The organism is Streptomyces zaehneri, from assembly GCF_032248645.1.
Taxonomy (GTDB): Bacteria; Actinomycetota; Actinomycetes; order Streptomycetales; family Streptomycetaceae; genus Streptomyces; species Streptomyces coriariae.
In genome coordinates this window covers 177,737-197,124 of the sequence record NZ_JASTTJ010000002.1, presented here as the reverse complement: position 1 = coordinate 197,124, position 19,388 = coordinate 177,737, and the positions used below count along the sequence as shown (strand labels likewise).

15 protein-coding genes and 1 pseudogene are annotated in these 19,388 nt (G+C 74.7%); 5 read left to right on the top strand and 11 right to left on the bottom strand.

What is annotated here, in order from left to right:
* Positions 1 to 3 precede the first annotated feature (3 nt).
* From QQM72_RS03775 to QQM72_RS03755, 5 genes are all read right to left on the bottom strand, one after another.
* Positions 4 to 1,206, bottom strand: a complete 1,203-nt coding sequence (locus QQM72_RS03775; protein WP_314219329.1) for an ATP-binding protein — start codon at positions 1,204 to 1,206, stop codon at positions 4 to 6.
* Positions 1,207 to 1,241: 35 nt separating this feature from the next.
* Positions 1,242 to 6,242 carry a hypothetical protein gene (locus tag QQM72_RS03770; RefSeq protein ID WP_314219328.1) on the bottom strand — a complete coding sequence of 1,667 codons (5,001 nt, stop codon included), beginning with the start codon at positions 6,240 to 6,242 and terminating at the stop codon, positions 1,242 to 1,244.
* Positions 6,239 to 7,093: a DUF4132 domain-containing protein gene (locus QQM72_RS03765; RefSeq protein ID WP_314219327.1), complete on the bottom strand. Its 855-nt coding sequence runs from the start codon at positions 7,091 to 7,093 to the stop codon at positions 6,239 to 6,241. The genes QQM72_RS03770 and QQM72_RS03765 overlap by 4 nt, the downstream gene beginning before the upstream one ends.
* Positions 7,094 to 7,273: 180 nt before the next feature.
* Entirely contained in the window at positions 7,274 to 7,663 is a 390-nt protein-coding gene (locus QQM72_RS03760) for a cold-shock protein (protein WP_314219326.1), read from the bottom strand.
* Positions 7,664 to 7,751: 88 nt separating this feature from the next.
* Complete coding sequence (locus tag QQM72_RS03755) at positions 7,752 to 8,576, bottom strand: LysR family transcriptional regulator (RefSeq protein WP_314219325.1); 825 nt, start codon at positions 8,574 to 8,576, stop codon at positions 7,752 to 7,754.
* Between QQM72_RS03755 and QQM72_RS03750 the strand changes: the two are divergent.
* Positions 8,542 to 9,093: pseudogene (locus QQM72_RS03750) on the top strand (EamA family transporter); the annotation flags it as partial. The gene QQM72_RS03755 and the pseudogene QQM72_RS03750 overlap by 35 nt on opposite strands.
* A gap of 6 nt (positions 9,094 to 9,099) precedes the next feature.
* On the opposite strand, the gene QQM72_RS03745 reads toward QQM72_RS03750, so the two are convergent.
* Positions 9,100 to 9,486 carry a DUF5997 family protein gene (locus QQM72_RS03745; protein WP_314219324.1) on the bottom strand — a complete coding sequence of 129 codons (387 nt, stop codon included), beginning with the start codon at positions 9,484 to 9,486 and terminating at the stop codon, positions 9,100 to 9,102.
* A gap of 58 nt (positions 9,487 to 9,544) precedes the next feature.
* Here QQM72_RS03745 and QQM72_RS03740 point away from each other — a divergent pair, with 58 nt between their 5' ends.
* On the top strand, positions 9,545 to 10,342 hold the full coding sequence (locus QQM72_RS03740) for a LysR family substrate-binding domain-containing protein (RefSeq protein ID WP_314219323.1): 798 nt from the start codon (positions 9,545 to 9,547) through the stop codon (positions 10,340 to 10,342).
* Between the two features lie 199 nt (positions 10,343 to 10,541).
* Here the strand turns inward: QQM72_RS03740 and QQM72_RS03735 are convergent, their stop codons facing one another.
* Positions 10,542 to 11,018 carry an Lrp/AsnC family transcriptional regulator gene (locus tag QQM72_RS03735; protein ID WP_314219322.1) on the bottom strand — a complete coding sequence of 159 codons (477 nt, stop codon included), beginning with the start codon at positions 11,016 to 11,018 and terminating at the stop codon, positions 10,542 to 10,544.
* Between the two features lie 324 nt (positions 11,019 to 11,342).
* On the opposite strand from QQM72_RS03735, the gene QQM72_RS03730 reads away from it, so the two are divergent.
* Positions 11,343 to 12,854 carry an FUSC family protein gene (locus QQM72_RS03730; protein ID WP_314219321.1) on the top strand — a complete coding sequence of 504 codons (1,512 nt, stop codon included), beginning with the start codon at positions 11,343 to 11,345 and terminating at the stop codon, positions 12,852 to 12,854.
* Positions 12,855 to 13,331: 477 nt separating this feature from the next.
* Positions 13,332 to 14,372, top strand: a complete 1,041-nt coding sequence (locus QQM72_RS03725) for a lactonase family protein (RefSeq protein WP_314219320.1) — start codon at positions 13,332 to 13,334, stop codon at positions 14,370 to 14,372.
* Between the two features lie 111 nt (positions 14,373 to 14,483).
* On the opposite strand, the gene QQM72_RS03720 is transcribed toward QQM72_RS03725, so the two are convergent.
* The 4 genes from QQM72_RS03720 to QQM72_RS03705 form a co-directional block, all read right to left on the bottom strand.
* Entirely contained in the window at positions 14,484 to 15,407 is a 924-nt protein-coding gene (locus QQM72_RS03720; protein WP_314219319.1) for a sirohydrochlorin chelatase, read from the bottom strand.
* Between the two features lie 188 nt (positions 15,408 to 15,595).
* Positions 15,596 to 16,624 (bottom strand): N-acetylglucosamine kinase, encoded by a 1,029-nt coding sequence (locus QQM72_RS03715; protein WP_314219318.1) that lies wholly within the window; start codon positions 16,622 to 16,624, stop codon positions 15,596 to 15,598.
* Positions 16,621 to 17,298: a uracil-DNA glycosylase gene (locus tag QQM72_RS03710; protein ID WP_314219317.1), complete on the bottom strand. Its 678-nt coding sequence runs from the start codon at positions 17,296 to 17,298 to the stop codon at positions 16,621 to 16,623. Before QQM72_RS03710 ends, QQM72_RS03715 begins: the two co-directional genes overlap by 4 nt.
* Positions 17,299 to 17,379: 81 nt before the next feature.
* Positions 17,380 to 18,465 (bottom strand): WD40/YVTN/BNR-like repeat-containing protein, encoded by a 1,086-nt coding sequence (locus QQM72_RS03705; protein WP_314219316.1) that lies wholly within the window; start codon positions 18,463 to 18,465, stop codon positions 17,380 to 17,382.
* Positions 18,466 to 18,745: 280 nt separating this feature from the next.
* On the opposite strand from QQM72_RS03705, the gene QQM72_RS03700 reads away from it, so the two are divergent.
* Positions 18,746 to 19,327, top strand: a complete 582-nt coding sequence (locus QQM72_RS03700) for an Rv1733c family protein (protein ID WP_314219315.1) — start codon at positions 18,746 to 18,748, stop codon at positions 19,325 to 19,327.
* Positions 19,328 to 19,388 lie beyond the last annotated feature (61 nt).

Genomic DNA, 19,388 nt, shown 5'->3' with positions numbered 1-19,388 from the left:
CCGTCAGCCCTCCAGGACCGTGCGCAGGTCCCACAGGGTGCGCCAGGTGGCGGAACCCTGCTCGGCCCGGCGGCGGACCGGCCCGTCCCAGTAGCCGCGCAGCCGAGCCGCGTCGGCCGGATCGTCCTTGCGGACCACGCCCAGCAGATGGCCCGGCAGCAGCCCGAGCACATCACGGTCGCCCGGGAAGTACGCCGCCGCGAGCGCCAGCGCACCCGCGACGGACACGGCCTCCGCGGTGCTCATCACCGTGGACGGCCGCTCCACCTCCCAGCCCTCCGCCGAGCGGCCCTCACGCAGATCACGGAAGGCGGTCACCAGCGCCTCCAGCACGGCGTCGTCGACCTGGAAGGGCGCGCCGGCCCGCTCCACCGAGGCCCGTGCCTGGCTGCGCACCAGCGCGGTCTCCGCGTCGAGGTCCGGAATCGGCCCGACCGTCTCGAAGTTGAAGCGGCGCTTGAGGGCCGCGGACATCTCCGAGACGCCCTTGTCCCGCAGGTTGGCCGTGGCGATGAGGTTGAAGCCGGGCGCGGCATGCGCCAACGCGTCGTCCGAGCCCGCGAGTTCGGGCACGGCGATGCGCCGCTCCGACAGCAGCGAGACCAGCGCGTCCTGCACCTCGGGCAGACAGCGGGTGACCTCCTCGACCCGGGCGATGGCGCCCCGCGACATGGCGGTCAGCACCGGCGAGGGCACCAGCGCCTGCCGGCTCGGCCCCTGCGCCAGCAGCAGGGCGTAGTTCCAGCCGTACTTGAGCTGGTCCTCCGTCGTGCCCGCGGTGCCCTGCACGACCAGTCCGCTGGTGCCGCACACGGCGGTGGACAGCAGCTCGGACAGCATCGACTTCGCGGTACCGGGCTCGCCGACGAGCAGCAGCCCGCGCTCGCCGGCGAGCGTGACCACACACCGCTCCACCAGCGCCCGGTCGCCGACGAACTTGCCCTCCACCACCAGCCGGCGCGGCACCCCGGCCGCCGCCTCGGCGTCCTCGGGCAGCTTCAGGGCACGGCCGTCGCTGCCCATGACGAACGTGACGACGGCACGCGGGGTGAGCCGCCAGGCGGGCGGGCGCGGCCCGTCGTCGTACGCGGCCAGGAAGGCCAGCTCGCCGGCGTACCGGTCCTCGGGCGGGACGATCTGGCGAACCGGGCCGGGGGAGCCTGCGGAGTCGGAATCGGAGTCAAGGGACAGGGCGGTAGTGGTCATCGGCGCGCGTTCTTCCAGAGGGGGCGGGAGGGTGGTCATCGGCGGCGGCCCTTACGGGTGGCGCGGGTGGTGAGCTGCTCGTAGGCCGGCGCGTCGCCGGAGCGGACGCGCTCCCACGCGCGCGTGAACAGTTCGGGCACGGGCATCAGCGGCAGCACACGACCGTAGGCGCGGACCGGATAGAGGCCCTCCTTCCAGATCTCCACCGGCAGCGCGGGCGACGACAGGTCCAGCCAGCCGCACGGCAGGAACAGGGTGCGTCCGGCGCGCGCCCGCCTGGCCTCGACGACCAGCTCGCTCGCCGCGAGTTCGGCGCGGGCCTTCTTCGTCCGGGCGGGCTTCCAGCCGGTCCAGCGGGCGCAGTTGCGGTCCGTGGGGTCCGGGAGCGCCAGCAACTGGAGGTAGAGCGCCGCCGCGTCCTCGCCGAGGCCGTGCCGCGCGGCGACCTCGGTGACCAGATCTGGCACGCTGAAGGTCGGGTCCTGGGCGTGTCCGGAGGGTCCCTCGGGATCGCCCCCGACCGCGACCGCGCGGGCCAGTTCGTCGTCGAGAAGGGTCCGCAGGGCCCGCATGCCCTCGCCCCGTCCCGGTCCGACCAGCCCCTCGACGAGCCCGAACACGGGGTCGTCCGGAGCGCCGAGCGCGCCCGGCCGGACCAGGACGGTCTCCTGGTCGCCGTACCAGGGGCGCAGCGCCAGCGCCTCGCCCACCGGTGTCAGACCGTGGGCGTCGGCGCCCCCGGTGGCGGGCAGCCCGTACGCCTTGCGCAGTTCGACGGCGGACGAGGAGCCCTTCTCCGTCCACGCGACGTCCAGGTCGAGCAGCAGGCCCTGGTCGGCGAAGCGGCGGCGCAGGGCGGCGAGGCTCTCCGGCAGGACGGCCCGCAGCGGGTGCCCGTACGGCAGCGAGTAGGCGAGTCCGGCCAGGGCGGTCACGGCACCCGTCAGATGGTTGCGGCCGGGCAGCGCCGCCGGGTCCGCAGCGACCAGGTTGCCGTCCTTGTCCGGCCGCTGGACGGTGGTGCGGCTGATCCAGGGGGTCAGCCGCGGGTTGAGGACGTCCTCCGCGGAGCCGGTGGGCAGGCCGCCGAGGGAGAGCTCCCCGGCGAGGTCCTCGGGCAGCCGGACGACCTCGCCGAGCCGCTCGGCCCACACCCGGCCGGCCGCCTCCGTGTCCGGCCCGGCCGTCCACAGGTCACCGGGGTTCCCGGGCAGCAGGGCACCGACGAGGGCCGCCCGGTCACCACTTCCCACCGAGGACAGCAGGGCGTCGGCGAGTTCCTTCTGGCGCGGCTTCAGCCCGGTCGCGGCGATCACCTCGGCGGTGAGCTGCTTCGGCTTGCCGGCCAGCAGCACCGCCGCCTGCATGGGCCCCAGCCTGCCGTGGGTCGCGGCGGCGAGGGCGGCGGGCGCCTCCGGCTGCCAGGGCGCCGGGCCCTTGTCCCGGACGAGCCCGGTGACGGCGCTCAGCGCGTCGGCGGGGAACACCGCCGGGTGCGCGGTCTCCCGCTCCAGCGTGAAGTGGGCGATCGCGCCGAAGGAGCCGGCCGGATCGTGGTCCAGGGCGAGCCAGTGCACCCGCCCCGCCTGCCGGTCCAGGTTCCGGCAGCCGAGGACGACGACGGTACGGCCGTCCCGGCGCAGCACCTGGCCGACGCGCTCCTGCTGCTCGTGCGGCTCGCTCAGCACGACCTCGCGCAGGGCGGCCCCGGGAGCGGCCAGCGGACCGTCCGTGATCGCCTCGAACAGCAGCAGCAGCGCCTCGCGGTGCGCCTCGGTCACCGTGGCGGAGGCGGCGCGGTACGCGAGCGGGCGCAGCATGTCGAGCACCGGCGTCCACACCAGCCCGATGCCCGGCAGGGTGAACTCGTCGCTGCGCCATCCGTCGGCGGTTCCGGTGGACCGGGCGGCCTCGGCCAGGGGCTTGCCGTCGGCCGGCTTCCCGGACAGCACGTGGTTCACGGCGCGGACCTGGCGCAGAGTGCTCCAGCGGACCTCGCTGCCCCACCACCCGTGCACCTCGGTGAGCCCGGTGGTGGCCTCGCGCAGCGTCGCGTCGTCGCCGTGCTCGGGCTTGAGGTCGGCGAACATGCCGTCGATCCGACGGCGTTCCGCCTTCGGCCGCTCGACCGGCGGCGCCACGAACGCGGCGGTCGACTCCGCGAGCCGCAGCACCGCGCGCACCAGTGAGGCGACACCCGCGACGAGGCTCCCGCCGCCCAGCGAGGGCAGGGAGCGGGACACGACCTCCTGGACGACCTCGTCCGCGGGCGGCACGACGGCAGCGCTGTCCGGGGTCCCGTCCACCAACTTGGCCGCCGCCAGCTTCGCCTGCCGCTGCGCCAGCGCCTCCTTCGCGGCCCGCAGCAGCTCGGCCGCCTGCTCGTCGGTCAGGGCCCGCAGCACCGCCGACGCGCGCTCGTCGCGCGGGCGAAGGGCGTGCCAGAAGCCGACCGGCGGGACGAACCGGGTGCCGGCGGCGAACTCGCCGCCGCGCTCCATCGGTGTCACCCGGCCCAGCTCCCCGGCGGCCGACGGGTCGTCGCCCGCGTAGAGGGCGATCTGCCGGTGCAGCGCGACGGCCACGGGCTCGGCCCCGCCCGGCAGCCGCAGCGCGCCGAGCAGGACGCCGGGCGCCCGCCCGCCGGCCCACGGCAGCGTGACGGTGCGGCCGTCCGGGGCACCGGCGACGGTGCGGGCCTCGGCACCCTCGCCCTCGACGCGCACCCAGCGGCCGAGCACCGTGCCGTCCGTGCCGAACGGGCTCCGCTCCAGGCCGGGTTGGAGCGGCAGCACCTCGCAGTGCTGCTGAAGCAGGGGCGCGTCCTCCCGGATGCCGGACGACAGGAACGCGGGCAGCGAGGCGCGCCCGTGGGTGCCGGAGACCGGGTCGTACTCGAGCCACACCTGCTGCCGGCCCTGCCTGCCCTGGCGCCAGTAGGAGGTGCCGTCGCCGAGGATGCGGCGGCTCGGCGGTACGGCGGTGTCACCGGCGTGCAGCGTGCGCCCGCCGGTGGCGCGGCCGCCTCCGGGGACCGGGATCGACGGTTCGCCCGCGTCGTTGCCGCCGTACCAGTGCGGGAGCTGCTCACCGCCGAGCGGGAAGACGTCGGCGGGGCGGGCCGACCAGTAGCCGAACTGCTTGCCGTCCTGCCGCCACATGACGAGCAGTTCGCCGTCGGTGTAGCGGTAGCTCGGGCGCTGCCAGCGGTCCAGCGTCACGGGCAGTCGAAGGTCGTGCTCGAGCAGGATCTCCTCGGGGCCGACGACGATCACCTTGTGGGCGCGGGCGAGGATCAGCGCGGGCCAGGCCTCGCTGACGCCGAGCGTGTCGTCGCGGTCGCGCCTGGTCTCGGCGTCGAGCCGGCGCAGCGCCTCGTCCAGCGCGGGCCAGCCCAGCTCGTCCAGCAGGCCGGCCCGCAGGGTGTGCCCGAGCAGCGGCGCGACCGCGCGCGCGGAGACCACGGCGACGGCCGCCGGGCTGACCCGGGCGGCGACCGTACGGAAGGGGCGGAGCCGTTCCAGCGCCGTCCGCGCGGCGGGCAGGCCGACCGCCGAGGCCAGTTCCCCGGCCGCGTCGTCCAGCCACTCGCGCAGCACCTCGGCGAGCACGGGGTGGGCGGCCAGTTCCTCCAGCACCGTCGGCGCGGGGCGCAGGCCGCCGAGGGTGCTGATGTCGGCGTACAGCAGGCGGCGCAGGCGGGGGTCCGCCGCGGTCGCGGTGAGGTCGCGCCGGCCGGGATCGCCTTCGCGCAGCCAGCGGTCGATGGAGAGGTACACGACCTGGTCGGGGCCGGGCAGCGTCAGCGACACGCCCTGGGCCGCGCACAGGTCGAGCAGGTCGAGATCGGCGCCGGCGTGCCAGCGGCCCGAGCACAGATCGACGGGGCGGCCCAGGTCACGCAGCCGGGGCCCCATCCGCTCCACCAGGGCGAGGGTGGCCGGGGAACGGCCGCTGACGTTGCCTCCGTGCTTGCGGTGCAGGGCCCACCGGCCGAGCCAGTCCGCCGGGTCCACGCCGGACGCCGTCTCACCGGTGAGGAGCAGATCAGCCCCGCACTCCGCGAGCAGGGCCAGCCAGAACTCGTCGTCCTCGACGGAACGCCCCAGGCCGGCCGGCATGATCTCCAGCAGTCGCTCACGCACCTCCGGCCGCCGCTCGGCGAGGACGGCGAGCGTCGACCGGTAGGCGTTCCAGAAGGAGGCGGGGGCCCGGACCGCGGCCGGCGAGGCGAGCAGGTCGGCGACCAGGGCGCACTCCTCGGTGACCCGGTCGAGGCCGGCGGCCTTGATCAGCCCGCGTGCGTCCTGCGGCAGGGACGCGTACGGCGGCATCCCGGCCGCACAGCGCTCCACGGTCAACTGCCGGAACTGCGCCCAGGCCTCGGCCGCGTGGAGTCGCGCCGCGAGGGCCTTGACGTGCTCCTTGAGCGCCTTGACGGTGAGCGCCCCGGCGAACGCGAACTCCAGGAACACGGCCCGCTGCCGCTCCTCGTCCACCTTCAGCGCGTGCACCCGCTCGGCCTCCCGGGCCTTGCCGAAGAAGGCGGAGGCGTACGTCGTGTTCTCGTGCTGGAGGAAGACGCGGGCGGCCTGCTCGTAGAAGGTGGGCAGGAAGTGCGGCACGGCCCGGCCGAGCCGGGTGCCGAGCGCCTCGAAGCCGTCCTTGGCGTTGCCGGGGCGGGACTTGGCCTGCCGCGCGAGCCGCTCGACGTCCTTGACCAGCGCCAGCGCGTGGTGGCCGTTCGCCGGGTCGTTGACCAGCGCCCAGGCGGGGAAGCCGAGGGTCTCCCGGCGTACCTGACCTACCTCGGGGGTCTCCGGGTCGCGGGCCAGCCCGAGGAAGTCCAGCGCCAGGTCCTCGGCCTCGCCCAGGGTGCCCGGTACGAGCCGCACGATCTGCCGGTCGTCCAGCGCGGGGTGGGTGTACCTGCGGACGGTGAGCGTGTCGGCGTCCTCGCGGGCGGTGCTCCCCGGGGGCAGCACCGCGCCCGCGTCGAGCAGTGCGCCGGCGGTGGTCTCGTCGTAGGTCGTCATGCCGCCCGCTCCTCGTCCTCGATGTCCCGCCCGGCGTACAGTGCGGCCGCCATGCGCATGCCCTCGGACCAGGCCACCGGCCCGATCAGACCGAGCTTCAGCACCCGGCCGGCGGAGTCCGTGAACACCAGAGGTCCGGTCTCCGCCTCCTCGTAGCCCTCGTAGTCGCCGACCCACACCCGGGCCTCGACGGTGCGGTTCTCCTCCAGGACGGAGGTGACGGCGTGGCCGCCGCGCACGCGGTAGCCGAGCTGGGTGACCCGGCCGTGCAGGAACCGCTGTTCCTTGAACGAGCCGCCCGCGTACTCCTCGACCGCGGTGCCCTCCGCGTCGAGCGTCGCGGGACGCCGCCACACCTCGCGGAACAACTGCTGGGCGCGCTGCTCGACGCCGAGTTCCACGGCGAACTCCCGGAGCTCCTCCAGGTCGTCGAGGAGCACGGGGTGCGGGAGGTGGACCAGTTCGGGCGTGATGCGGACGGTGTCGCCGTCGAGGTCGACCAGACCGAGTCCGCGCTCGGGGTCGGCGTCCCGCAGGAACCCGGCCACCTCGCCGTCGGCCCCGGTGACGACGAGGTCGCGCAGGGCGGCCTGCCAGGCGGGGTCGGGCCACACCTGGGCGACGACGGCGAACGGCACCGGCAGCGAGCGCACCATCCACCGCTCCACGTCGGCCAGGCACTGGCGTTCGTGCCGTTCCAGCCACTCGGTGAGCTGACGCAGGCCCACCACCGCCGGCTCGTCGGCGATCTTGAGCGGCACGGACTTCAACCGCCGCCCGGCCGCGTTGCGGCACACCACCTTGCCGTCATCGAGGGCGACTTCGTAGTCGCCGGCCGACACCCACCCCATGTGTGCCTCCCGCACCCGCAGTGATCAAGTGACGGGAAGACTAGAACAGGCCACTGACAACGGGATCCGGAAGGCGCCGCAACGGGCGGCGCCCCGGGGCCCGGCCGGGCGGGACCCCAGGTCAGCGCCGTGCGGCGGGCCTCGCCCGGGGCATCGGGCGAGGCCCGCCGGCCGGAGGCGTCAGCCCTCGACCCAGCCGTGGTTCTTCGCGAACTGCGCCAGGCCGGCCCGCACCTGGACGATCTGCTCGCCGGTGAGCGAGGGCGCCGCCGTCAGCAGCGCCTCGGTGACGTCCCGGGTGAACTCCTCGGTGCTCAGCACATCGCACAGGACGTCGTCGTCGGCGGCCAGGGGCTTGCCGTCCGCACCCCGCGCGAGCCGTACGCCGGACGCCTTCGGACCGCGTTCGCCGTCCTCGATCTCGAACTCCACCACGATGCCCCGGCGCACCTGCGACTCGGGCATCAACATGTCGTTGACGTGCAGGAAGACATCTTCCCCGCCGTCGTCGGGCGTGATGAAGCCGTAGCCCCGCTGACTGTCGAAGCGCACCACACGACCAGCAACCATCCCAACCCCCAGCAACCTCGAAACACCCACATCGGTGAACCTGTCCAGATCGTAGTCAAGGCGACCGGCCCCGGGCGACTCAGGGCGTTCACTGTGCGCGATACAGCGTGGTGAGCAGCTCGACCACGGCCTGCGTCGCGGGGTGCGGGTCGTCGCGCCACCACACCAGCCGGACCGCGACGGGCTCGGCGTCACGCACCGGCCGGTAGACGACGCCGGGCCGGGGGTACTGGTTGGCGGTCGCCTCGGCCGTCATCCCGACGCTGCGGCCGGTGGCGATCACCGTCAGCCAGTCGTCGACGTCGTGGATCTCCTCCGTGGCGGGGCGCGCGCCGGGCGGCCACAGTTCGGGGGTGGTGGTGCCGGTGCGGCGGTCGACCAGGAGGGTCCGACCGCCGAGATCGGCCAGCCGCACCGAGCGGCGCCGGGCCAGGGGATCGTCGGCGGCCAGCGCGCACAGACGCCGTTCCAGGCCGACGATCGCCGCGTCGAACCGCCGGTCCTCCAGGGGCCTGCGCACCACCGCCATGGCGCAGGCGCCCTCCGCCAGACCGGCGCTCGCGGAGTTCACGCGCACCAGCTGGAGCTCCGTCTCCGGGCGCTGCGCCGTCCACTGGCGCTGGAAGGCGAGGGTGTGGCGGCCGAGTGCCGACCAGGCGTAGCCGATGCGCAGCCTGGTGTGTCCGCAGGCCGCGTCCTGTACCAGGACGTCCACCTCGCCGAGCACCCGTCGCGCGTGCGCCGCCACCCGCAGCCCGGTCGAGGTCGGCGTCACCACCCGGGAGGTACGTCTCAACAGCCTTACGCCCAGCGCCTGTTCGAGCGAGGCCAGGGTCCGGGACACCGCCGCCTGGGAGACCCCGAGCGCGGCGGCGGCGTCGGTGAAACCGCAGTTCCTCGGGCCGCTGACCATCGCGCTGGCCGCCGCGCGCCGCCGGGTGGACGCCTGCTGCGCGGTGATCGCGGCGGCGGGCGCGGTCACCCTGATGCGCCCGCAGCCCTCCACGGACTATCCGGGGATGGCGCTCGGGCTGCTGGCCGCCGCCTGCTGGGCGTCGTACATCCTGCTCGACCGCACGGTCGGACGTCGTGTCCCCGGCGCCCAGGGCGCGGCGGCCGCCGCGACCGTCTCCGCCGTGCTGTTCCTGCCCGTCGGCGTGGTTCTGGTCCTGCGCCACCCGCCGACGGCGCAGTCCGTCGGCTTCGCCGTGGCCGCCGGGGTTCTCTCCTCCGCGGTGTCCTACCTCGCCGATCTGTTCACGCTGCGGCATGTGCCCGCCGCCGCGTTCGGCCTGTTCATGAGTGTCAACCCGGTGCTCGCCGCGCTGGTGGGCCGGTTCGGCCTGGGGCAGGACCTCGGCCTCGTCGACTGGTCGGCGATCGCCGTCGTCTGTGCCAACGCCCTCGGCATCCTCGTGCCGCGCCGCTGACCGGGATCAGGACTCGGATCGCTCCGCGTTGCGCTTCTTGATGCGGACGGTCTCCCTGCGCACCTCGGCCTGGGTGGCGCGCTCCTTCTCCAGCCACTCGGGCCCCGCGTCCTTGACGGCCTCGATCTGCTCGGTGGTGAGCGCCTCGGTCACTCCGGCGCGGGCCAGGCCGGCGATGGAGACGCCCAGCTTGGCCGCGACGACCGGACGGGGGTGCGGGCCGGTCTCGCGCAGCTTGAGCAGCCACTCGGGCGGGTTCGCCTGGAGCTCGTTCAGCTCGGCGCGCGAGACGACGCCCTCCTGGAACTCGGCGGGCGTGGCGGGGAGGTGCACACCCAGCTTCTTCGCCGCCGTGGCGGGCTTCATCGTCTGGGTGTTCTGCTGCGACTTCATACAGTCCAGGGTATCGGCCGCGGCGAAGACCTCCGACCACAGCCGGTAGCCTGGCGGGATGACCGACTCGGCGGACTCCCCCTCGTTCCGGCTCGCGTACGTCCCCGGAGTGACGCCCGCCAAGTGGGTGCGGATCTGGGCGGAGCGCCTGCCCGACACCCCCCTCACCCTCCTTCAGGTGACCCCCGCGGAGGCCTCCGACGTCTTGCGCGAGGGGGCCGCGGACGCTGCCTTCGTGCGGCTTCCGGTCGACCGTACGGTGTTCAGCGCGATCCCTCTGTACACGGAGACCACCGTCGTCGTGGTCCCACGGGACCATGTGATCACCGCGGCCGAGGAGGTCACGGTGGCCGACCTCGCCGACGAGGTGGTCCTCCATCCGCTGGACGACGTCCTCGGCTGGGAGCGGCTGCCCGGCGAGGCCGCCTTCGAGCGCCCGGCGACCACCGAGGACGCGATCGAGCTCGTCGCGGCGAACATCGGCGTGCTGGCCGTGCCCCAGTCCCTGGCCCGCCTGCACCACCGCAAGGACCTCACCTACCGGACGATCGTCGACGCCCCCCGGTCGGACATCGCCCTCGCCTGGCCCGAGGACGCGACCACCGAGCTGGTCGAGGACTTCATCGGCATCGTCCGCGGCCGCACCGTCAACAGCACGCGGGGCCGTGCCCAGCAGGCTCCGGCGGCGGAGCGCAAGGGCGAGCGCGAGCGTCGAAAGCCGCAGGCCGGCGGCGGTGCGGGCAAGAGCACCGCCGGAGGAGCCCGCGGCCGCGGCGGTGGCGCCAAGGGCGGTGCCACCAAGGGCGGCGGCGGCCGGCGCGGTACCGGCGGAGGCAAGCCCCGCCGCCGTTCGTAGCGGCCTCCCGCGCTCTCGCGCGGTCCGGGCACGTAGGTCGCCTGTCGTACGCACAGCAGGTCTCGGCGGTGGCCGCGCCGGTCGTCCCCGCGACGACGTCCCTCGCCTTCCAGAGCTCCGCCGTGCTGGTGCCGCCGCCGAACTCCCCGCTGGAGAAGATCCCCCACATGCGCTGGAGCGCCGCTTGCGAGGGCGGACGCTACTTCGAGGCCGTTCGCCCGATCGACTCCACCAGCGGCAGCAGCCGGTACGGCACACGCTCACGCAGTGCGACCTCGCTGCGGGTGCGGACCACCCCGGGCAGACTGATCAGCTTCTGGATCACGTCCTCCAGGTGCGCGTTGTCGCGCGCCACGACCCGGGTGATCAGGTCGCCGCCGCCGGTGATGGAGAACGCCTCGACGATCTCCGGTACGGCGGCCAGCGCGTCGCCCACGTCGTCGAGGTGCCCCTGGGTGACCTCGACGTGCACGAACGCGAGTACCGGGTGACCCAGGGCGGCGGGGGAGAGCGACGGCGCCGCCCCGGTGATCACGCCGTCCCGTTCCAGCCGGTCGAGGCGGGCCTGAAGGGTGCCTCGCGCGACGCCGAGGAGCCGGGCGTACTCCCGCACGCTCGTCCGCGGCTGCTCGAGCAGCAGGCGCAGGATGCGGGTGTCCAGCTCGTCCACGGCCATCCGGCGGGCCTCCTCGCACGTTCGTGATCAGCCGACTGTACCAATGGTCCAGCGTGACACGCGGGGCCCGAGCCATCGGCTGGTTGGGCGCCGCCGCCGAAGCCGCCGCCGCAGCCGTCGGCGAGAGTGTGCCGATGGCAGGCTGTCGGCGAGGGGATTACGGCCTGTACTGAGCCATTGGCTCAGTCGAACCTACCCCTGTTGAACCACCAGTCCTCCGGATGCTCAAATGGCGGAGTCGATGGCGCTGCGGATCCCCGCGGCGCCTTTCTCATGTCGCGGTACCCCCGCGGCGCATCAGGGTGGGGAAAGGGGCGGGGCAGCTTGCTGAAGAGGGCGTTCGTGGCACCGGATCCCGGACGGGTGCGACTGCGGTTCGCCTCCCGGGCCGTGCTCGGCATCGGGCTGGCCGTCGCGCTGTGCGGGCCGGCCGGGCTTTCGCTGGTGGCGGCCATCACCGGTGGCCTGGCCGCGCTGCTCGCGCTGTTCACGGTGACGGACCCGACGGTGCGCGGACAGGCCGTGACCACCGCCCTGCTCCCGGTTGTCGGGCTGCCGGTGCTGGCGCTCGCGGCCGTCCTGCACGACGTGCCCGTCGCCCGTGACGCGGCCTTCCTCGCCGTGGTCGGGGCCGGGGTGTACGCGCGGCGCTGGGGGCCGCGCGGGCACTCGCTCGGGGTGTTCGCGTTCATGACCTTCTTCGCCGCCCAGTTCCTGCACACCGTCCCCGGTCAGCTGCCCGAGCTGTGCGCGGCCGTCCTGCTGTCGATCGCCGCGTCGTCCGCGGTGCGCTTCGGGGTGTGGCCCTACGAACGGCGGCTCCCGGCGCCCGCGGCCGTCGCCCCGCCGGCCGGCGGGACCGGGCTGGCGCGGATCACCACGCGGCAGGCGACGCAGGCGACCGTGGGCGCCGGGATCGCCCTCGTCGTCGGGCAGGCCCTGTCGGACCAGCGGTGGTACTGGGCCGTGGGCGCCACCTGGTGGGTGTTCGTGAACACCACCTCGCGCGGCGAGACCCTCGTACGGGGGTTCCGGCGCTTCCTCGGGACCGTCCTCGGGATCGTGCTGGGTCTGGTCGTGGCCCTGCCCCTGCACGGCGAACCGGTGGCGACCGCCGTGGTCGTCGCGGTCGGCGTCTTCGGGATCTTCTACTCGGCCGCGGTGTCGTACACCTGGATGATGCTCGCCGTCACCGTCATGGCGAGCGCGCTGTACGGGCTGCTCGGCCTGCTCGACCCGGCGCTGCTCGCCCTGCGGGTGACCGAGACGGCCGTCGGGGCGCTGGGGGCCGCACTGGCGGTGCTGCTGGTGCTCCCGGTGACCACGCACTCCGTCACCGACGCCTGGGTGGAGCGCGCGCTGCGCTGTGTGCACCTGTGCACCGCGGAGGCCGCCGCCCGGCTCGCGGGTTCCGAGGCGGCGGACCCGGCCCGGCGGGTGGTCGAACTGGAGCAGATCCTCGCCCGGGTCCGGCTGTCGCTGGCGCCGCTGGTGCATCCGCTCAGCCCGCTGCGGGCGCGCAAGGGCCGGGCCCGGCACGTGCTGGAGCTGCTCGACGACTGTGCCCGCGAGGTGCGCGGGCTGGCCTCGGTCGCCGCGGACCCCGAGGCCTCGCACGACGCCCGCCTCGTCGCCGCCTGCTGGCGGGTGGAGTCCGCGGTCGAGGCCCTCACCGCCGCACCGGCCGCCGGACGGCCGCACCCCGCCGACTCCGTCGCCGTACCGCTCGGTGCGGGGTCCGAGCCGGTGCTGGCCCATCTGCATGCCCTGGAGCGGGCTCTTCTCGAGCTCGCGGTGCCCCTGCGCGGCGCGACCCGCGTCCCGGCCGGCGCCTGAGGCGGACGCGGCCTGCTGCGTGCGGCGGTCCGGTGTCCGGGCGGGCTCGGCCGGATCGGCCGCCGGACGGGCGCACCCCGCTCGTTCCGTCGCGGTACCGCTCGGCGCGGGGTCCGAGCCGGTGCCGGCCCACCTGCACGCCCTGGGGCGGGCCCTTCTCGAACTCGGCCGCACCCACCGCAACCGTCGCCGTACCGTTCGGCGCCGAGCGGGCGCGGCTCCCGGGCGCGGTGACCCCGCGACCGGGACGCGGTGGACCGTCGTCCGGGCGCGGTCGGCCGCACCCACCGCAACCGTCGCCGCACCGCTCGGAACCCGAGCGGACGCGGCACCGCGCCGGGGCGCCGCTGCCCGCCGGTCGGGGGCCGTCGGTCGGCCGCGCGAGCGCGCCTGGTCTAGACCGCTGGTGATCGACTGCTACGGTCACCCCGAGCGGCAGCGTCAGCAGCGGCAGCGGCGACCCGGGAGGGGACAGCGGTGGCAGACCTCGGCGGAAGGCGACGGCGGGCGTTCATCGGCTCGTTCACAGCGGCCGGAGGGCCTGGGATCGTGGCCGCCGCCGTCGACCCGGACAGCGGTGCGCTGACCGTCCTGAGCAGCGTGAACGGCGTCCCCGACCCCTCGTATCTGGCCCTGTCGGCCACCGGGGACACGCTGTACGCGGTCAGTGAGACGGCGGACGGCGCGGTGGCCGCGTACCGGGTGACGGGCGACGCGCCGGAACAGACCGGGCCTCCGGTGCCGGTCGGCGGCAGCGGCCCCACTCACCTCAGCGTGTTCGACGGGCACGTCCTCACCGCCAACTACGGTTCCGGCAGCATCACCGCTGTCCCGGTCCGCGCCGACGGGACCCTCGCCCGCGTCGCCTCCGGCGTCCTGCGGCACGCCGGCTCGGGCCCGCACACGCGACGTCAGCAGGGCCCGCACGCCCACCAGGTGCAGCCCGACCCGAGCGGCCGCTGGGTGGTCAGCGTGGACCTCGGGACGGATTCCGTACGGGTGTGCGCCCTGCGCGACGGCACCCCCGTCCTGCACCGCGAGCACGCACTGCGCCCCGGCTCGGGGCCTCGCCACCTGGTCTTCCATCCGGAGGGCGGCTACGCCTACGTGGTCAACGAGCTCACCCCGACCGTCACCGTCTGCCGCTGGGACGCCTCGGACGGCTCGCTGAAGCCGCTGGCCGAGGCCGCCGTACTGCCCGGCGCCCCGGCCGGGGACGCCTACCCCTCGGGCCTCGTCGTCTCGCCCGACGGCCGGTTCGTCTGGACCGCCACCCGGGGTGAGGACGTGCTCTCCGTGTTCGCCGTGGAGGGCGCGGGGGAGATGCTGCGGCTGGTCGGGACCGTGCCCTGCGCCGGAAACTGGCCGCGGGCCGTCGCCGAGTCCGGCGGTTTCCTGTACGTGGCGAACGAACGCTCGGGCGACGTCACCTGGTTCTCCCTCGACCCGGCGACCGGCCTGCCCCGGCGGGTCGGCTCGATCGCGGTGCCCGCCGCCTCCTGCGTGGTCCTCGGCTGACCCGCACCGCTGTTCGCCCCGCCGACCGGCCTCGCGCCGGCCCGGGCGACGCGAAGGGCCCGCTCCACACCCGGAGCGGGCCCTTCGTTCGTACGGCGTCCCGCGTTCGGCTCAGCGGACCGGCGCGCCCTGGGGCTGCGGCGGGGCGATACCGAGGGCGGTCGTGTACTTGGCCAGCGCGAGCTTGCCGATGGCCGGGTAGGGGCCGAGCGCCTCGGCGGCGGCACAGCCTGCTTCCCTGGCCGCCTCCTCGATCAGCGTGGCGTCGATCTCCGGGCCGATCAGGTAGGGCGCCAGCGCCAGCTGCTGGGAGCCGGAGGAGCGCAGCTGCTCGGCGACGGAGGCGATCGAGCCCTCCTGGTCGAGAGCCGCGGCCATCACCGGCACGGCGAGGCGCGCGGCGAGCAGCATGCCGGTGATCCCGGCGGCCTGCACGGCCTCCTCGCCGCCCACGGAGGCGAGGATGATGCCGTCCGCGGCCGTCGCCACGGTGAACAGCCGGGCGCGGTCGGCGCGGGCCAGACCGGCCTCGGACAGCCGCACGTGCAGGGCCTCGGCGAGCAGCGGGTGCGGGCCGAGCACATCGGTCAGCTCGGCCGCGATCCGGCTCTCCATGACGGCCTGGCGGACCTGGCGCAGCATCGCCCCGTCGGGACCGGCGAGCAGCGGCACGACGACGCCCACCGGGCCGTCGGGCTCCTTGACGTCCAGTCCGGCGGCACGGGCCTGCTCGAAGCGGGCGGTGCGTTCGTCGGCGGCGTGCGCGAGAACGGACTGGAGGGTGGGGAAACCGTTGTCGTCCCCGTCCAGGTAGCCGATGCGTGCGTCGAGGCCGGGCAGCTCGGAGCGGGCGATGCTCACGATCTCCTCGGCGAGGCCGCGCGTGGCGGCACTCGGCGGACCAGGCACCGCGAGGACGAGCGCGGGCGCGCCCTCGGGAGCCGCCACCGGCTCGGGTCGGCGGTGCCGCCCAGGCTGGCGAGGCCGCGGCATTCGTACTGGCAGGCCGGACGCGGGCCCAGTGGGGGAGCTCATGGCGAGGCATGTTACTGGCTTCCTGGGCTCCCCTGTTCGGGGAGGGTGCACGTGAGCGGTATCCGTCCGGTTTTGTCTGATGAGTTACGTACGGATCAGAAGTGATCAGCGTGTTTTCCAGGCGACTTGCCCTCGGAGGCGGTAATCCCCCTTTTGGGGCATGACGTACGTTCCCTACGTACGATGCATCAGAGGGGGTTCACCAGGCTCTCCACCGAGAACAGGCTCTCCTCGCGTGGCAGCGTGAGCGTGCCCGTCGCCAGTGCGGTGGCGATGCGCACGGCGCCGTCCAGCGGATCGCCCTCGGCGGGCACCCGCAGGGCGTGCGGCAGCAGCCGCGCGAGTTCCTCCTCCAGGGGGACGAGGAGCGGGTCGCCCATCCTGAACAGACCCCCGGTGAGAGCGATCCGGGGTTCTCCGCCGGCCGGACAGACGGTGGCGGCCGACTCGGCCATGTGCCGGGCCGCGGTGCGCAGGACGCCGTCGGCGACCGGGTCGTCGTGGGCGCAGGCGGCCACCTGCGGCGCGAAGGAGGCGAGGACGGCCGGTCGGTCCGGACGCGGGTACAGCAGACCGGGGAGCCCGGTCATCGGCCCGAACCGCTCCTCGGCCCGGGCCAGCAGTGAGGCCGACCCGCCGGGCCGCCCGTCGTAGGCGCGCAGGGCGGCTTCCAGACCGGCCCGCCCGATCCACGCGCCGCCGCCGCAGTCGCCCAGCAGATGGCCCCAGCCGTCCGCCCGCTGCCATGCCGTCAGGTCCGTACCGATCGCGATCAGGCCCGTACCCGCGGCGACCACGGCGCCCGGCCGTGGTCCGAGCGCGCCGACGTAGGCGATGACGGCGTCGGCGACGAGCGCGGTGGTCCGGACGCCGAACTCCCGCGCCAGGGCGCCCGGGAGCTCCGCGCGCAGCGCGTCGCCCAGGGTGCCGAGCCCCGCCGCGCCCACGACCGCCGTAGCGGGCCGGGGGACGCCGGCCTCGGCCGACAACGCCCTTACCAGAGGTGTCAGTTGTGACATCAGGTGGTCCGGGTCGATGCCCCGCGCGCCGGTGCGCACGGGGACCGGGGACGAGCGCCGGCCGAGGGCGCCGTGCTCGGCGGTCCCCAGGACGACCCGGAGACCGGAACCGCCCGAGTCCACGGCGAGGATGCCGCTGCCGGAGCCGACCGCCGTGCCGGTCCCGGCCCCGTCGCCCGGACCGGCACCGCCGGTCACGGCAGGCGCCAGTCCACCGGCTGACCTCCCTGCCGGACCAGCAGGTCGTTCGCCCTGCTGAACGGCCGCGAGCCGAAGAAGCCGCGGTCCGCCGACATGGGGGAGGGGTGCGCGGACTCCACCGAGGGCAGGTCCCCGAGCAGCGGACGCAGGTTGCGGGCGTCGCGGCCCCACAGAACGGACACCAGGGGCTTGCCGCGCGCCGCCAGCGCCCGGATGGCCTGTTCGGTGACCTCCTCCCAGCCCTTCCCGCGATGTGCCGCAGGCTTGCGCGGAGCCGTGGTGAGCGCCCTGTTGAGGAGCAGCACCCCCTGCTGCGTCCACGGTGTCAGGTCGCCGTTGGACGGCTGGGGCAGGCCCAGATCGGTGTTCAGCTCCCGGTATATGTTGATCAGGCTGCCGGGCAGCGGGCGGACCTCCGGAGCGACCGAGAACGACAGACCCACCGCGTGCCCGGGCGTCGGATACGGGTCCTGTCCGACGATCAGGACGCGGACGTCGTCGAAGGGCTGCTGGAAGGCCCGCAGGACGTTCTGTCCGGCAGGGAGATAGGTGCGTCCCGCGGCGATCTCCGCGCGCAGGAAGTCGCCCATCTCGGCGATCTTCCCGGCGACGGGTCCAAGGGCCTCGGCCCAGCCCGGTTCGACGATTTCATGCAAGGGTCGTGGTGCCACGGCGTCACCCTACTGCCGTACACAGGTCGCTGATCAACCGGTGGCCAAGGCCGGACGGCCGCCCCTCGCGCGCGGGTCGGCTCATCCGACCACCGCCGCCCGTACGCACAGGACGTCCGGCAGGTGCGAGGCCAACTGCCGCCAGCTGTCGCCGTCGTCGGCCGAGGCGAACACCTCGCCGTTGCGGTTGCCGAAGTAGACGCCGGCCGGGTCCCCGTCGTCCGTGCAGAGCGCGTCGCGCAGCACCGTGCCGTAGTGGTCCTCCTGCGGCAGGCCCGCCGTGAGCGGTTCCCAGGTCTTGCCCGCGTCCGAGGTACGGAAGACCCGGCACCGGTGGTCGGCGGGCACCCGGTCCGCGTCGGCGTTGATCGGGAACACGTACGCGGTGTCCCCGCGCGTCGGGTGCGCGGCGACGGCGAAGCCGAAGGTGGAGGGCAGGCCCGCGCCGATGTCGGTCCACTGCCCGCCCCCGTCGTCGCTCCGGTAGACCCCCCAGTGGTTCTGGAGGTAGAGACGGTCCGGGTTCGCCGCGTCCCTCGCGACCTTGTGCACGCACTGGCCGAACTCCGGGTTCGGATCCGGCAGGAACACCGCGGAGACGCCGGAGTTGGCGGGCGTCCAGTTCGCACCGCCGTCGCTCGTGCGGAACACCCCGGCGGTGGACACGGCCACGGTCACCGACCGCGGATCGCGCGTGTCGGTGAGAACCGTGTGCAGGCCCTCCCCGCCACCGCCCGGCACCCACTTCGAGCGCGTCGGGTGTTCCCACAGCGGGCGGACCAGCTCGAAGCTCTCGCCGCGGTCCTCCGAGCGGTACAGGGCGGCCGGTTCCGTGCCCGCGTACACCACGTCGGGCTCGGCGGCCGCCGGGTGCAACTGCCACACCCGCTCCAGCGAGGCATCCGTGTCCGGCGGGAACTTGACGGCGGGGGCGGCCGGTTCGGTCCAGGTCCGGCCCAGGTCGTCGGAGTGGAACACCGACGGGCCCCAGTGGGCGCTGTCGCCGCCGGCCAGCAGCCGCGGCCGGTCGCCGCGGGTGTCGATGGCGACCGAGTAGATCGCCTGTGCGTTGAAGTAGGGGGATTCGTCGAACTCCCATGTGCCACCGCGCCGACGCCCCATGAACAGGCCCTTGCGCGTGCCCACGGCAAGCAGTGTCTCGGTCATGCCCGATCACCTCCGCTGTGTCTTTGACGTCCTTGTCCCAGACATCGGCCAGTCTGCACCCCGCCACTGACAGTCACCTCTGGAAACGCCGTCGCCGCAGGTCACAGCGGCGACGGCGGTCCGGGAGCGCAGGACATCGGCCACTTTCGCCGGGACGCCTGCGCGGGCGCCGGGCCCGTGGCGCCGTCGGGACGACGGATTCGCCCTGAGCATCAGGCCCGCCCGCCCCGTATGGGAGGGCGGCCGGGATGTTCATGTGCTCGTGAGGAGGAAGCCTTCGATGGCGTTCCGTGGTCCGAAGGTGTGGCTGTGGCGCTGGCGGCGCAACCCGCTCAAGCGCCGCGCCGACACGGTGGAGGCCTGGGTCGTGCTCGGCGTGTGGGTGCTGACCGTCCTCGCCGGGGTGCTGGCGGGGTGGGCGACCGCGGGGGCCGTCGAACACGGTCTGGCGCGGGAACGCGTGGAGTGGCGGCCCCTCCAGGGGCGGCTGACCGAGCAGGCCCCGGGCGAGGCCGCCGTGAACGGTTCCGCCGCCGGTGATCAGGTGTGGGCGAAGGTCGGCTGGACGGGACCGGACGGCTCCGCGCACCAGGGGCAGGTCCGGGTCGGCCCCGGCAGCGCCGCGGGCACCCCCGTCACGGTCTGGACGGACCGCCAGGGCCGCCTGGTGACGAAGCCGGCCACCGCCGCCCAGGCCAGACTGCGCGCCTCCCTCGTCGGCGGCCTGGCGGGAGTCGCCGCGGCCGTCCTCCCCTTCGCGGGCGGCCGCGTCCTGCGGGGCCGGATGGAACGGCGGCGTGTGGAGCAGTGGGACACCGACTGGGCCCGCTTCGACGCGCTCTGGGGCCGCCCGACGGGCTGACCCGACGGCCCGGTCGCGCTCCTGTCCGGAAGGAGACCCGACGACCGGACGGGGGCGCAGG